Origin of the sequence: Streptomyces sp. NBC_01334, assembly GCF_035983595.1 — a bacterium.
Classification (GTDB): domain Bacteria; phylum Actinomycetota; class Actinomycetes; order Streptomycetales; family Streptomycetaceae; genus Streptomyces; species Streptomyces coriariae.
Genome location: NZ_CP130718.1, coordinates 4,824,693 through 4,837,112 on the forward strand (window position 1 = coordinate 4,824,693; position 12,420 = coordinate 4,837,112).

Here is a 12,420-nt window from a genome sequence, read left to right on the forward strand (position 1 = left end):
TCAGGCGGCCGTGGTGACGGTGATCGTGCGGGTGGGGTTCTGCCTCTTGCGGAGCCGTGTGGCGAACTCCGGAACGGCATCGGCGGGAATCCTGCGGAGGTGACCGAGGGTGATGGACTCCAGCTCGCCAGAACTGACGAACCGGTAGCAGAGGGTGCGGCCGATCTGGAGACGGCGAGCGGCCTCTTCGACGGTGAGCAGAACGAGGGAGGGGTCAACAACTTCGGCAAGGTCGACCGTGGCCATGCGCGTGGTGCTCCTTCGGCTCATAGGAGGGAGCGGGGGCATTCATCCCCCTTCTGGAAAGTCCGCTACCTGCGCTACTTCCGCTTCCTTGCAGGTCAGAAGCCTGTTTCGGGTAGCGGGAGGGGGTAGCGGTAGCGGATGGCGTAGCGCGGGGTAGCGGGCCGCGGGGGTGCGGCCCGCTACCGGTTTTCTGCTGGTCAGGCCCCGGATTCGGTGTCCGGTAGCGGGAGTAGCGGACTTTCCGGGGGCGGGGGGCAGTAGCGCTGCCATGCGTCGTGGAGATCAGTGGCGTAGTAGCCCTTGAGGACGCTTCCACCGGTTTTGATGTTGCGGGAGGTGACGGGGTCGCCTTCGGTGGTGACGTACTCGGAGAGCATCCGGGAGAGGCGGCGGGAGTCGAGGGGCTTGCCGCCCATGTCGGCCCAGGGGGCGTCGTCGAGAGCGTTGAGCCGGTCGAGGATGGCGACGGTGGGCAGGCGGTCGATGCCGCTCAGCACGTGGTCACGTAGATCGGTGAGCAGGCGGATTCCGATGCTGCCTTTGTCGTTGGCCTGCGAGGCCTTGACCAGCGTCGCGCAGGCCGTCCGTGCGCGGTCCGGCCAGTCTCCGCCGGCCGCGTCGGCAATGGCGATGAGCGGTTCCCACACGTCTGCGGGCCGGTCGGCGACCCCTTCGGGCATCTCTGGGAAAGCGTCGGTGACCTGCTCTTGAACCGCTTCCGCCCACTTGGCGAGCCGGTCACGGATCTGGTTGCCCTCGCGGACATGGATGCGGGTGCGGAACTGCTCCACTCGCTCGTTCCGTGCGCGGCGGCGCATGCGGACGATGACGGACCGGGTCATGATCGTGTCGGGCAGGTAGCCGAGTCCGGCGACGGCAACGGCGCAGTACGAGGGGAAGCCCTGTACCTGCTGGTTGGCTCCGTCTCCGACGCATCGGTACATCACCCGGCCGCGGGTGTGGCCGGCGTTGATGAACCCCCGGAGCTGTTCGTTCTCGCCTGCCTTGGGCCCGAAGATCGTGTCGATCTCGTCGAAGAGGATCGTGGGCCGGCCGCCGTCGACCCCGGACACGGACCGGAACAGGGCAGCGGCGGAGGCGTCCACAGCCGCCATGGAGCGCGGCACGAGGGTTTCGACGACTTCCAGCGCCCGCGACTTCCCCGATCCAGGCTCCGGGGAGAGGAAGGCGAGGCGGGGGGTGGAGTCGAACGCGTCGAGCAGGTGCGCGTGCGCGTCCCACAGCGTGACGGCGACGTAGGCGGCTTCGGTGGGGAAGACGTTGAAGCGGCGATGGAAGGCTTCGACCTCGTTGAGCAGTGCGGCACCGTCGATGTTCGTGGCGGTCATGCGGCGGTCCTCCCTTCGGGGAGTGAGGCGGGCGCCCCGGTGCAGGCGGCTTTGTGGGCGTCGCAGTCGGCGATCAGGGCGGTCACGGCGCGGAGCCCGGTGGCGGTGTGGGCGCGTCCGCACGGGCAGGCATAGGCGCCGGTGGGGGTGTCGCCGGTCCGCTTGGACCAGCGGGCGCCGTCGTTGTGGTCGCGGTAGGCCGGCGGGGCGTAGATGCGGATCCCGGGCCGCTCCGGCGTCGGATCCTCCGCACCGCGGCGCGCGGCCGTGCCGGGGAACGGGTTTGGGCGTTGAAGAGCTGAAATGACGCCCTGACGGGCGGCACCCCTCGGCCCGCCCACGGCCGGCGTGCCCACAGGCTGTGGAGCAGCGGACGTCGATCGGTGGCCGGGGAGGCTCTTAGTAGGCGGGGGGTTGGTCATGCCGTCCGCCTACCGGCCGGGTTGTGGGCGATCGACCAGTCCAGGCCACGGGTGATGACGTCGTCGTAGTAGCGCTGCGACTGGGTGGCGTTCCCCGATGCCGCCCTACTAAGAGCCTCCTCGACCTCCCCGCGGTCGAGGTCGCCGAACGCGATCAGCCGACCCAGCGCCCGTGCGGCCCGCAGCAGGGTCGCATTGCGGGTGCCGTCCGCGGCCCCGGCCACGTTGTCGACCTCCCCCCGCAGTGCTGCTGCGGCGTACCCGCTCGCGCGGGTCGTGAGCGGCACCGACGCGCCCCCTGTAGGGCGCTGAGGGGGGTTCAGAGCGTCGTGCAGCCATCCGGGCAGGACGGCGGGCGGCCGGTCGTCCAGAAGCGTGTACGTCCCGTCGGGGGTGGTGCTGCCCGCGGCGACGACATACCCGCCCCACCCGCGGGTGTCGATCTTCCTGGCCAGGCGTCCCGCGGTGTTGTGCAGGCGAGCGTCGGGGGGTTGGGTGAAGTACAGGTGCTCGCCGCCGCGCGCGGTCCGCACCCGGTAGGTGGCAGGCGCGTCCTGTCCGGCGCGCTCGCAGAGCGCTGCAAAGGAAGTGGCGCCGTCAGGCGTTCCTTTCAGCTCTTCAGGCTTGAGCGTGTCGAGGTCGACCACGAGCAGCCCGGACGGGCCGGTCGCGATGCCCACGTTGTAGGGCTGCTGCGCCCACGCCGCGGTCAACAGATCGTGGTCGGTAGTGGCACGCTCCTCCGGGGTCTTGTGCCCGTCGGTGCAGCGGCCGGTGCCGGGGCAGTACTTGTCCGCGTGACCGGCCGGGCGCTTGTCCCGGGGGCGTAGGGGGATGACGTGCCAGTCCCGGCGCGCGGCTTCCAGCGCGCAGGCGAGCAGCTCGAGCGGAGAGGGTTCCGTGTGGCGGGGCGGTAAGCCGGGGGCTCGCTTGTTGTCGGTGGGTTGGGTCATGCTGGGTGTCTCCAGTCCTGTTGAGGGTGCTGGTGAGGAGGGCGGCCCCGCGTTCTTGGCGGAAGGGGGGTCGCCCTTTTGCCTGCACCCCGGGAAATGGGGCGGCAGGGTGTCAGTGGGGGTGGTTAGGGTCGCGGCATGACGACGACCGTTGATCTTGTGCCGGGTTGGGTGACGACGCGCGATGTGATCGCTGCGACGTTCGGCTGTAGCAAGTTCCAGGGGATCGAGCCGGCCGATGCTGCGGGCAAGGTGTTCGTGTTCTCCGATCCGTCCGCGGGTGAGGAGTACGGGTACACGTTCGATGGTCGTGCGGAAGACGACGAGTTCGGGCCGCTGTACCTGTACACGGGTGCCGGCGCCAACGGTGACCAGAAGCCTTCCGGCCGCAACGGCTCGCTGCTCAGCCACGTCGAAAAGGGCCGTGAGCTGCATCTGTTCGTCGCGCACGGCAGGCTGCCGGGCAGTGGAGCGATGCGGCAGCGCTACATCGGTCAGATGGTGTTGGACCCGGTGAAGCCGTACGACGTTCGGCGCGGGCCGGGCAAGGACGGTGCGATGCGCGATGTGCTGGTGTTCCGGTTCCGGCCGGCTGAGGGAACGACGCCGGCGTGGACGGAGGCGGACCGTATGCCGGCCGCCGCGCAGACGGCGTTCGAGATCGTTGATCCCGCGGTGACGGTTGCGCAGCCGGTTGTGCTGCCGGAGCAGAGCGGCGCGAAGGTCAAGAGGACCGAGCAGCACAGCACTGCTGAGACGATGGCGGACATTCCTGCCGGGCAGCGCAAGGTACTGCGCCGCGAGGGTGAGTTGGTGAAGGCGTTCGTGGCGCATCTGGCCGCGGCGGGCCACGAAACCCACAGCTTTCAGATCACCATCAAGGGCGAGCCCGGGGCGCTCACTCCCGACCTCTACGACGCGACGGATCACGCGCTGTATGAGGCGAAGGGGCAGACGACGCGGGCCAATGTGCGGATGGCGATCGGGCAGTTGGCGGACTATCGCCGGCACATCCCGGGCCGCAAGGAACTGCGCGTTGCTGTGCTGCTGCCCAGCGAGCCCACCGAGGACGTGAAGGATCTTCTCGGTGAGGAGTACGTGGAGTTGGTCTGGCAGACCGAAGACGGCGGATTCGCCGGCTGGCCGCTCGCCTACAACCAGCCGTAGCCGGCCGGGGCGGGCCGCGGGCCGGCTAGCCGCGAAAGTGGCTGCGCTTGATCACGGCCTTGCGGATGTTGACCGTGGTCCCGCCCCCGCCGGCGCGCCGTGTGCCGCCGAAGATCTGTACGGCGATCCATCCGCCGAAGATGACCGCGGCCAGCGTGATGAGCTGGCTGATGAACGCGGTCAGTGCGGCGATGAACGTAGTGAGCAGGACCAGCCCGCCGCACACCGCGGCGAACCCGACGCCTCCGAGGGCGACGTTCACCGCTGTGCGGGAGACGGCCGGCCGCGCGTCGACGAGGGCCGGGGCGGGTGCGGGGGTGAGGGTGTAGCCGGTGACGACACGGCCGTCGGGCAACACGATGCTCTGCACGGCCGGCGTCGGGCCCGGCAGGACGGGCACGAGGGGCGCGACGGTCGGGTGGACGGCGAGCGGCTGCGGGTGGTGCACCTCGAGGGCCGCCGGCCGGTTGGTGTGCGTCATGGAACGTGCCTCCCGGGATGGGCCGCGGGCTCGCGCCGTGGTGGCGCGAGCCCGCGGGGTTCGGGTGTCAGGTGCAGGTGTCAGGGAGTGTCAGGCAGGGGTGTCACGGGTTTCTGACAGCGGGTTTGCCTAGGGGTTTGGGTGTCAGGGGGCCGTGACGGTGTCAGGTGTCAGGCGGCCGTCAGGGCGGGGACGATGCGCCACCGGCCGGTGGTGTTCGTCGCCTCCAACCGGCCGTCCATGGCGGCTTCCTTCAGCCGCTCGGAGACCCACGGGCGTGAGAGGTGGTGGCGGTCGCACCAGTCCATGAAGTCCTTCGGTCCGACGACCATCTGTCCGGCCGCCTCGAAGTCGGCGAGCGCATCGGCGAAGAACCGACGTGCCTCCTCCGGGGACGGCTTGCGCCCGGTCTCCTGTCCGAAGATCGGTGCGTCGTCGCCGTCCTCGGTGTCGGGGAGTTCGGCGTCCGGGTCGATGCCGGCGTCCTCGGGGTCGACGAGCAGCCCGGCGCCGTACTCGGTCATGTCGTCCCCTTCATGGACGGCCCGCAGCGCAGGCGGTTGCGCGGTCGGCGAGTCGCTCGAGCGGCCGGAGTATGCCTGTCCGGCCACGCTGGCGGCTGCGCCGGCGGTGATCGGGTCGGCGTGCGCGCCGTTGTGCTGCGCCCACGTGGCGAGCTGTTGCATGACGGGTACGGCGCGGAGGGTGAAGCGGCGGGTGCGGCCCGGGGAGGGGTAGCGGTCCTCGGGGATGCCCGGGGAGACGGTGTAGCAGTAGCCGGGGCGCCGGTTTCCCCATGCTCCGGGGTGGGCGCCGGCGTCGAGCACGGTGTCGGGGAGGCAGAACCCTTCGTCGCGGGGGTCGCAGCCGAGTGCGATCACGGACGGCAGCGATGCCCGGGTGCTGGTGGACATTTGGTCGTAGGAGGGCCGCTGAAGCGAGACGATCAGCGAGATTCCTGCCGATCGGGCTTCCTGCGCGATGCCGGTGAACGCGTCGTCTCCGAGGGCGCGCAGGGTGTTGGCGGCCTCCTCGAACCAGGCGACCAGGAACGGCATCCCTGCACAGCCGCACGCCTGGCCGCGCTGGCAGGAGTGTGCGGGGTCGTTCTGCTGCTGGGCTGCGGCCGGTACCCACTGGCGGTAGCCGTGGGCGCCCAGCCACCGGGTGCGGGCGGGAATGGCGGCCTTGACGGCCTCCACCATGACCTCAGTGTCGGTGCCGCCTTCGGCCGACCAATCGAGCCCGGGGCGGAGCGGGGCGTAGTCCTGGAAGGCTTTCGGGTCGGAGAGCCACACGATGACGTCCCGGCGCGAGAGGATCTCGGTGAGCAGGTTCAGGGCGGCATCGCCCTTGCCCGATCCGGACTGGCCCGCGATCAGACCATGGGTGGAGTTGCGCTCTGCGTCCGGGTCTCCGGGCAGCCAGAGCATGAGCGGGGCGCCGTCGTCGTAGCGGCCGATGACCAGCGGGTCGGCGATCGAACCCCCGAGGTTCGACGGCCCCTCCCACTCGACCACGTCGGCCAGCATGTCTTCGGGGACGATGACCAGCTCGCCGCGGCGGGAGGATCCGGCGTCGGGGGTGTAGCGCACAGCGGACGTTGGCAGGTCCAGCGCGGACGCGATCCGGGCCAGTGCCTTGGTGACGTCGTCGTTGGTCTGCTCCCCGGCCACGACGGCGAGCGGCGCGGTGACCCGGTTCGGCTCCACCTTCGCCGCACCGATCTGCGCCCGGGCCAGCCCCACCTTCTCCAGCAGGCCACCGTCAGAGCTCCCGTTCACGGCGCCTTCGGGGTTGTGGCGCAGCATCATGCGCACGTTCCACGACAGCGCCACGACCGGCCCGCCCATCAGGAACATGTCGTCGATGGCGCCGGCCGTCGGGCCAGCGAGGCAGGCGGCGGTGACCCATGCGGAGCCGGCGGCGACGGTGACGGCGGAGTGCAGCCGGCGTTGCTGGCTGGTCGACTTCCCCGCCCACCACGTGGCGCCGGTGAGGGCGACGGAGGCGAGGGTGAGGCCGGCGCCGGCGCCGGCGCTGCCCTCCCAACGCCAGTTTCCGAGGGCTCCGGCGATACCGGTGCCGGCGAGTCCGATCCATGGGGGCAGGTGGGGCTTGGCCCGGTGCAGGAGGTAGGCGCCTACGCCTCCGCCCGTCGAGCCGTCGGGGACGGTGTAGGTGGCCATGGTCCGCCCGTCGTCGAGAAGGTCGGTGGCGTTGCGGCGGTTGTTCCTGGTCATGTGGCTGCCTCTCTTACTGCTGGTGCCAGTTCATGACCGGCTGCTGCGGCTTGCGGGCACGGTGACGGACGCGGTTGATCTCCTCCTCGAACTCCTGCTGAAAGGTCGAGTAGCAGGCCGCGGCGTTCTTCGCCGCGTCGCGCAGTGCGTCGGCGGAGCGCTGCATTTTGCGGGCCACCTTCGCGGCGCGGACGCGGGATCCGAAGGTGCGGCCCTGCGGGTCAGGGACCGCGGCCAGGACGCCTTTCATGATCTCGGCGCCCATGGCCACCTCGATCGAGAGCGTCACGGCGGCGGCCCGCAGGGTGTTGCAGTACTGCCGCACCTGAGCCGGCGACCCGAACTCCGGGGAGGGAAGCAACGACTCCGAGTGCGGCCGGCCGCCGCCGCTGTTGCGGGCGGTCTGCTTGCTGTTGTTGACGGTGACGTTGATCGGCGGGACGAACGAGCCACCGAGGGCGCCGACGAACCCGCCGGCGGCGGCGCCGGCGTTGGCGAACTTGTGGCCCTTGCCGTCGTTGGTGCTGCGCGGCCGGCTGGTGGTCTGCGCCCGCCGGTGGGCGGAAGCGTTGTCTGCCATGGGGAGATCTCCTCAGGTCAGTGCGAGCGGCGGACGATGAGCCACGCGGTCTGAGCGGCAATCCACATCAGCAGCCAGACCAGCTCCAGCGGGCCGGCGAGCGGCCCGAAGCCGGCCGCGAACGCAGCCCACGCCAGCGCGAGGGCGGCGAGCAGGGTCAGGGCGGCGCGCCACAGCACGACCGTGCCGCGGCCTGGCCGGCGCACCTGCATGACCGCCAGCCACACCAGCGGGACGACGGCGAGCGGGGCGAGGATCAGGGACGACCACCAGGCCATCAGGTGGAGCAGGCCGACGACGGCGAACGCGAACAGGGCGAGCGCGGTCGGGGCGAGCGCGCGGCGCCCCTTCCACAGCGCGCGACCGAGGAAGCCGAGTGCCTCGCGGGTCAGCGAGGGCGACTCGGGGACGACGATCACGAACGGCTGCGCGCCACGGCGGCCACGCTGACGCGGGATCGAAACGGTGTGGACGGCCCCCCGGGGACGGCGGGCACGGGTACGACTGGACACAGCAAGACTCCTAGGTCGGAGAGTGGATGAGGGGTGCTGTGCAGGTGAGTCAGGCCGCGGCGGCCTGGTCCTCGGGGTACGCGCAGGGCACACACATGCCCAGCTGTGCCGGGATGACGTAGCCGGCATCCCGGCCGCACTCGGGGCAGGTGCGGCGAGCCCGGTTGGCCTTGTCCAGTGCCGCCTGCTTGGCCGGCGTCATCGGGCGAACGGGCTTCGCGGCGTCGACACGGTAGAGGTAGGCGACCAGCGGGCCGCGCCGGTAGCGAGGCCGCTCGATCTGCGCGACCACGGCTTGCCCACCCGGCCGAAGCCCCTTCGCACGGAGCTGACGGCGGGTGGCCAACCCGTCCGGCGCGAGGCGCCACGGGTAGACCGGTAAGGCGCTCATCCCTGGCCCACGATCGCGAGTTGCGCGCCACCGTCACCGGGGTCTCGGTACTCCGCGTAGCGGGCGGACACCCAGCCAACCGACCAGCCGCACAGATCAGCCGCGCGCCGCACGGACACGCCCTCGGCCACCGCGGCGGCGACGATCCGCCGGGCATGGTCCTCGGGCAGCTTGGTGTTCACGGGCGGACCATCCAGCAGCGCGGCGTGCTCACGGCGGGCGGCCTCCGCACGCTCCCGGGCCTCCTTCGCTACCCGTTCGGCGGCCTCGCGTTCAGCGTGTTCACGATTGCGCTCGCGCTGTTCACGCTCGCGTTCACGGCGTTCACGCCCCTCGCGTTCGGCAGCCTCGCGGGCGGCCTGATCCTCGCGCTCCTCCCGCCGCCGGCGCTCCTCCCGCTCGGCTGCTTCCGCGGCCAATCGGGCTTCGTGTTCACGCTGTTCACGCGCCAGCGTCGCGGCGTGCTCGCGCTCCTCGCGCGCCTCCCGCCGGGCCGCTTCGGCGCGCTCGCGGGCGGCCTGCTCGGCTACCTCGCGTTCCGCCCGCTGCCGCGACTCCAGAGCTGTGACGGCGGCGGTGATGGCGCGCCGGTAGGCAAGCCCGGTTTCCGCGGTGACGATCAGCAGCAGCGGCGCCACCGAGTGGACCGCCACGCCGACCAGGTCTTTCTGCAAGGCAGAGTCCGCGGTGTTCAGGGCGAGCGTCATGGTGCCCGTCATCCACCGCAGCGCGATCGGCCAGCGTCCGCCGTGCCCACCGAGACGGGCAAGAACGGAGTCGAGACGGACCACGATGACCACCGCAGCGTCGACCACGAGCGGCAGAATCGGCGCCGTCCACCCCCACTTGACGGGGGTGTGGGCGGACATCAGCGGGGTGACGGTGAGGATCGAATACAGCATCGCGCCGCACACGATCAGCCACGTCCCCACGTTCAGCGCGCGCTCCGCTGAACGGATCTGAACACCGTTCACGCGGCAGCCTCCGCCCGAGAATCGACCCAGGTGGAGGCGAGCAGCCACACCGGCGAGGCAGGGTTGGCGGGGTCCGTGCTGAACTCCGTCCACTCCCACAAAGCCGCCGGCGCCTGAACGAACCCCAGCGCCGTGAGCGCCTGCGCCCGCTCCGTGAACGTCGGCACCCGATCGCCCGGGCCGAAGCTGTACTCAGGCCACCCAGCGAGCGAGCCGCGCACCACCACCACGTACAGGCGCCAACCGCCCTGACTCGCGGACAGTTGCGCCCGCAGTTCCCGCGCCATCACGCCACCGCACCCGAGATGGCGCGGTTGGCGAGCGTCGCTCGCTCGGACAGCACCCGGCGCCGGCCGCGGCGAGCGCGCCGCTCATCCAGCTCGGTGGGCGCCTGGTCGAGCAGGGCGATCTGCACGTCGAGGGCTTCGACGTCCGCGAGGATCCGCGGCATCTCACTCTCGATCGCGTCCAGCTCGCCGTCCGTCGGCTCCATCCAGTCCGCAAACGCGGTAACAGCTTCCTGAACAGTCACGATGTGTTCCATGGGTCGTGATCTCCCTGCAAGGCGGCAACGGCCCGAAAGCGGCTCCCGGGGGGCAACCCGGGAGCCGCGCGCCGTTGAAGGTGAAGCCGCGTACGACACGCGGCGCGACCGCAGGGCAGCGGTCGGAGAGCCCCGGGCGGGATTCGATCCCGCGCCCTCACGGCTGGTTGCCGGGGCTGAGGTCGTGCAGGTGGTGCGGGTGTCTCCTTCGGGAACACGAGCTCCCGTTTGTAGGCATATGGAGACGGTGGCCTATCGGCCTAGCCATCCGGTTGACCAGGGATCCGGTGCCCTCAGCCCGCTCTGTCCCGGGCCCCTAGCCGCAGATGTGAAGACAGCTCAAAGAGAGCCCCTCCATCTCGCTGTCCTAGGACTGCGAGCGGCCTGAGATGAGAATGCCACGCAGTCCTAGGACAGTCAACAGTCCTAGGACTGTGCTTCACTGGACGTCATCGAGAGGAGTTCGGCGTGGCACCCAAGTGGCGCGACCTGGCGGACAGGCTCGCGGAGCAGATCAGAAACGGTGAGTACGCACCGGGCGATCAGTTGCCCCAGATCAGAGAGTTGGTCGAGTCGGGAGAGGGCTCAAAGGCCACGGTCAACCAGGCTTACAAGGCCTTGGAGACTGAGGGTCTGGTGACCTCGACGCGCGGCCGCGGGACCGTCGTGCGCCCGCGCACGCCCCTCAAACGGCTCGGCATCGCTCGCTATGACAAGGCCAAATGGCGCGACGGTGACGAGGTCGCGTTCATCGCTGATCGCGTGGCATCCGGGCGCTCGTACGACCGGAACGAGCAGACGCAGACGGTTAGCCGCGTGAAGGCGCCGGCCGCCGTAGCCGCCGCTCATGGCCTGCCTGAGGGAGCGAACGTTTACGCGCGGGCGCGCCTGGTGAAGGAAGGCGCACAGCCGACCCACACCCTGACGAGCTACTACCGGCCCGAACACGTGGAAGGAACCCGCATCGTGAACCCGGAGCCGGGGCCGGCAGGGCGGGGCGGCGGGTTTCGCGTCCTGTACGACGCTGGATACGAAATCGACCATATGACCGAGGAGCTCTTCGCTCGTGTGCCTACGGCCGAAGAGGTTCAGCTGCTCCAGCTCTCACCGGGTGAGTGGGTGGTGGAGCTGCACCGGACGACGCGCACGTCAGATGGAACCGTGGTTGAGTTCGCCATCGGGGTGCACGCGGCGACACGGTTCGCATGGTCGTACGACTTCAAGGTGCCCGACTCGGCAAAGACAGAGGTGGAGGGCGAGAGCAAGTGATCTCAGCTCAGGCATGGGCGGACGCTCAGAAGCTGTGGGATTTCCAGCAGATGGGCCATGAGCCCCGCACGTGCTCTGTGGCTGTCGGTCTCGGCAGTCACGACCTCGGGGTTGCCGACACCACGGCGGACCTGTACCAGCGGGGCATGTTCCCGCTCGTCGTCTTTACCGGAGCGACCAGCCGTACGACTCAGGAGCGGATGCCGCGCGGCGAAGCCGAACACTACCGCGAACGCGCCGTAGAGCTGGGGGTTCCGGCGGGCGCGATCCTCGTGGAACCCAATGCGCGGAATACCGGAGACAACATCCGCTTCTCTCGCGCGCTCCTCGAGGAACGGCGCGTGCCCGTCTCGTCAGTCCTCCTGGTCAGCAAGCCGTACGAGGAACGACGCTCGTACGCGACGGCCCGAAAGCTGTGGCCAGACGTCGAGTGGGTGTGTGCGTCCACTCCCATGACGCTTCCCGAATACGTCGACTCGATCGGGGACGCGCGCCTTGTCCTCGACATGATGGTCGGTGCTCAGCAGCGCCTCATGATCTACCCCCGGCAGGGATTCGCGGTCGAGCAGGAGATTCCCGACGACATCCGGGCCGCGTTCGTGCGGCTCCGCGACAGCGGTTTCACGAGTCGGCTCGTGCCGGAAACCGCAGATCACCCCTGACAGGGTCGGTGGCCACTCCGTCTCAGTTTCCGTCTCATTCACCCCCGTCCGGAGCCGTTCACGGCGGTCCGCACCCCGGGCGGGAGTACGGGAATGAACGAGGTTGAACGGCTGTGGATCACGCTCTGACCAGCACGAACAGACCTCGAAAGCGAGTGTGGCGCAAGTCACCGAGGGTTCAAATCCCTCCGCTACCGCTTCTGGACGAAGGGTCCGGCTCTGTGAGCCGGGCCCTTCGTCGTGTTCTCCGGGTTTTCCCGCGGCTCGGGGTGCTTGCCCAGGTACACCCAGGCGAGGCCGCCGACGATCGGGGCGCTGAGCAGGAAGAGCAGCCAGAGCACCTTCGGCACGTACCGGACGCGCTCCCCGGGGGTACGGACGCAGTCGAGCAACGCCCCCAGGCACAGCAACGCCACGAGGACCATCGGGGCGACGGTCAGCGGTTCCAGCAGTCCCAGCATTTTCCTCCCCTTCCCTTCTTCCACTCCGCCCGGCACGCACCGGCGTTCACCCCCTCATCGGACGAGGACCCGCGAACGGTTCACGAACGCGCCGTGGACGCTCAAAAGCGGTGTGAAAATCGCACTTCCGGTTACACTCGCCGCCGTCAACAAGGCCCGGGTGGGC

The 12,420-nt window shown here is 70.0% G+C and carries 16 protein-coding genes; 3 read left to right on the forward strand and 13 right to left on the reverse strand.

Going from position 1 to position 12,420, the window contains the following annotated elements; genetic code table 11:
• The 4 genes from OG736_RS21580 to OG736_RS21595 form a co-directional block, all read right to left on the reverse strand.
• Entirely contained in the window at positions 1-246 is a 246-nt protein-coding gene (locus OG736_RS21580; protein ID WP_327183892.1) for an excisionase family DNA-binding protein, read from the reverse strand.
• A gap of 197 nt (positions 247-443) precedes the next feature.
• Complete coding sequence (locus OG736_RS21585) at positions 444-1,595, reverse strand: DUF3631 domain-containing protein (protein ID WP_327183893.1); 1,152 nt, start codon at positions 1,593-1,595, stop codon at positions 444-446.
• On the reverse strand, positions 1,592-1,951 hold the full coding sequence (locus tag OG736_RS21590) for a hypothetical protein (RefSeq protein ID WP_327183894.1): 360 nt from the start codon (positions 1,949-1,951) through the stop codon (positions 1,592-1,594). Before OG736_RS21590 ends, OG736_RS21585 begins: the two co-directional genes overlap by 4 nt.
• A gap of 62 nt (positions 1,952-2,013) precedes the next feature.
• The gene (locus OG736_RS21595) at positions 2,014-2,970 is read right to left on the reverse strand and encodes a bifunctional DNA primase/polymerase (protein WP_327183895.1); all 957 of its coding nucleotides are present in this window, start codon (positions 2,968-2,970) and stop codon (positions 2,014-2,016) included.
• Between the two features lie 138 nt (positions 2,971-3,108).
• Between OG736_RS21595 and OG736_RS21600 the strand changes: the two genes are divergently transcribed.
• Positions 3,109-4,137 (forward strand): SRA domain-containing endonuclease, encoded by a 1,029-nt coding sequence (locus tag OG736_RS21600; RefSeq protein ID WP_327183896.1) that lies wholly within the window; start codon positions 3,109-3,111, stop codon positions 4,135-4,137.
• Positions 4,138-4,162: 25 nt separating this feature from the next.
• Here the strand turns inward: OG736_RS21600 and OG736_RS21605 are convergent, their stop codons facing one another.
• From OG736_RS21605 to OG736_RS21640, 8 genes are all read right to left on the reverse strand, one after another.
• Positions 4,163-4,618: a hypothetical protein gene (locus OG736_RS21605; protein ID WP_327183897.1), complete on the reverse strand. Its 456-nt coding sequence runs from the start codon at positions 4,616-4,618 to the stop codon at positions 4,163-4,165.
• A 170-nt stretch (positions 4,619-4,788) separates the two neighbouring features.
• Positions 4,789-6,807, reverse strand: a complete 2,019-nt coding sequence (gene traB / locus OG736_RS21610; RefSeq protein WP_327187675.1) for a plasmid transfer protein TraB — start codon at positions 6,805-6,807, stop codon at positions 4,789-4,791.
• Positions 6,808-6,874: 67 nt separating this feature from the next.
• Complete coding sequence (traA, locus tag OG736_RS21615; RefSeq protein ID WP_327183898.1) at positions 6,875-7,441, reverse strand: plasmid transfer protein TraA; 567 nt, start codon at positions 7,439-7,441, stop codon at positions 6,875-6,877.
• 17 nt (positions 7,442-7,458) lie between these two features.
• Positions 7,459-7,953, reverse strand: coding sequence for a hypothetical protein (locus OG736_RS21620; protein ID WP_327183899.1), 495 nt, complete (start codon positions 7,951-7,953; stop codon positions 7,459-7,461).
• Positions 7,954-8,002: 49 nt separating this feature from the next.
• Positions 8,003-8,344, reverse strand: a complete 342-nt coding sequence (locus OG736_RS21625) for an RRQRL motif-containing zinc-binding protein (RefSeq protein ID WP_327183900.1) — start codon at positions 8,342-8,344, stop codon at positions 8,003-8,005.
• Positions 8,341-9,318: a DUF2637 domain-containing protein gene (locus OG736_RS21630; protein WP_327183901.1), complete on the reverse strand. Its 978-nt coding sequence runs from the start codon at positions 9,316-9,318 to the stop codon at positions 8,341-8,343. The genes OG736_RS21625 and OG736_RS21630 overlap by 4 nt, the downstream gene beginning before the upstream one ends.
• A complete protein-coding gene (locus OG736_RS21635) occupies positions 9,315-9,605 on the reverse strand; it encodes a DUF6303 family protein (protein ID WP_327183902.1) in 291 nt (96 codons plus the stop codon). The genes OG736_RS21630 and OG736_RS21635 overlap by 4 nt, the downstream gene beginning before the upstream one ends.
• Positions 9,605-9,862 (reverse strand): DUF6284 family protein, encoded by a 258-nt coding sequence (locus OG736_RS21640; RefSeq protein WP_327183903.1) that lies wholly within the window; start codon positions 9,860-9,862, stop codon positions 9,605-9,607. Before OG736_RS21640 ends, OG736_RS21635 begins: the two co-directional genes overlap by 1 nt.
• Positions 9,863-10,330: 468 nt before the next feature.
• On the opposite strand from OG736_RS21640, the gene OG736_RS21645 reads away from it, so the two are divergent.
• The gene (locus tag OG736_RS21645; protein ID WP_327183904.1) at positions 10,331-11,131 is read left to right on the forward strand and encodes a GntR family transcriptional regulator; all 801 of its coding nucleotides are present in this window, start codon (positions 10,331-10,333) and stop codon (positions 11,129-11,131) included.
• Complete coding sequence (locus OG736_RS21650; protein ID WP_327183905.1) at positions 11,128-11,793, forward strand: YdcF family protein; 666 nt, start codon at positions 11,128-11,130, stop codon at positions 11,791-11,793. Before OG736_RS21645 ends, OG736_RS21650 begins: the two co-directional genes overlap by 4 nt.
• 191 nt (positions 11,794-11,984) lie before the next feature.
• Here OG736_RS21650 and OG736_RS21655 read toward each other — a convergent pair whose 3' ends face one another.
• Positions 11,985-12,254 carry a PLD nuclease N-terminal domain-containing protein gene (locus tag OG736_RS21655; protein WP_327183906.1) on the reverse strand — a complete coding sequence of 90 codons (270 nt, stop codon included), beginning with the start codon at positions 12,252-12,254 and terminating at the stop codon, positions 11,985-11,987.
• Between the last annotated feature and the right edge of the window lie 166 nt (positions 12,255-12,420).

Bases quoted from the DNA above. Each gene is read 5' to 3' on its own strand.
- OG736_RS21635 (WP_327183902.1), bottom strand. From the start codon at position 9,605: ATGGCGCGGGAACTGCGGGCGCAACTGTCCGCGAGTCAGGGCGGTTGG.
- OG736_RS21625 (WP_327183900.1), bottom strand. From the start codon at position 8,344: ATGAGCGCCTTACCGGTCTACCCGTGGCGCCTCGCGCCGGACGGGTTG.
- traA (WP_327183898.1), bottom strand. From the start codon at position 7,441: ATGGCAGACAACGCTTCCGCCCACCGGCGGGCGCAGACCACCAGCCGG.
- traB (WP_327187675.1), bottom strand. From the start codon at position 6,807: ATGGCCACCTACACCGTCCCCGACGGCTCGACGGGCGGAGGCGTAGGC.
- OG736_RS21605 (WP_327183897.1), bottom strand. From the start codon at position 4,618: ATGACGCACACCAACCGGCCGGCGGCCCTCGAGGTGCACCACCCGCAG.
- OG736_RS21580 (WP_327183892.1), bottom strand. From the start codon at position 246: ATGGCCACGGTCGACCTTGCCGAAGTTGTTGACCCCTCCCTCGTTCTG.
- OG736_RS21640 (WP_327183903.1), bottom strand. From the start codon at position 9,862: ATGGAACACATCGTGACTGTTCAGGAAGCTGTTACCGCGTTTGCGGAC.
- OG736_RS21595 (WP_327183895.1), bottom strand. From the start codon at position 2,970: ATGACCCAACCCACCGACAACAAGCGAGCCCCCGGCTTACCGCCCCGC.
- OG736_RS21655 (WP_327183906.1), bottom strand. From the start codon at position 12,254: ATGCTGGGACTGCTGGAACCGCTGACCGTCGCCCCGATGGTCCTCGTG.
- OG736_RS21585 (WP_327183893.1), bottom strand. From the start codon at position 1,595: ATGACCGCCACGAACATCGACGGTGCCGCACTGCTCAACGAGGTCGAA.
- OG736_RS21600 (WP_327183896.1), top strand. From the start codon at position 3,109: ATGACGACGACCGTTGATCTTGTGCCGGGTTGGGTGACGACGCGCGAT.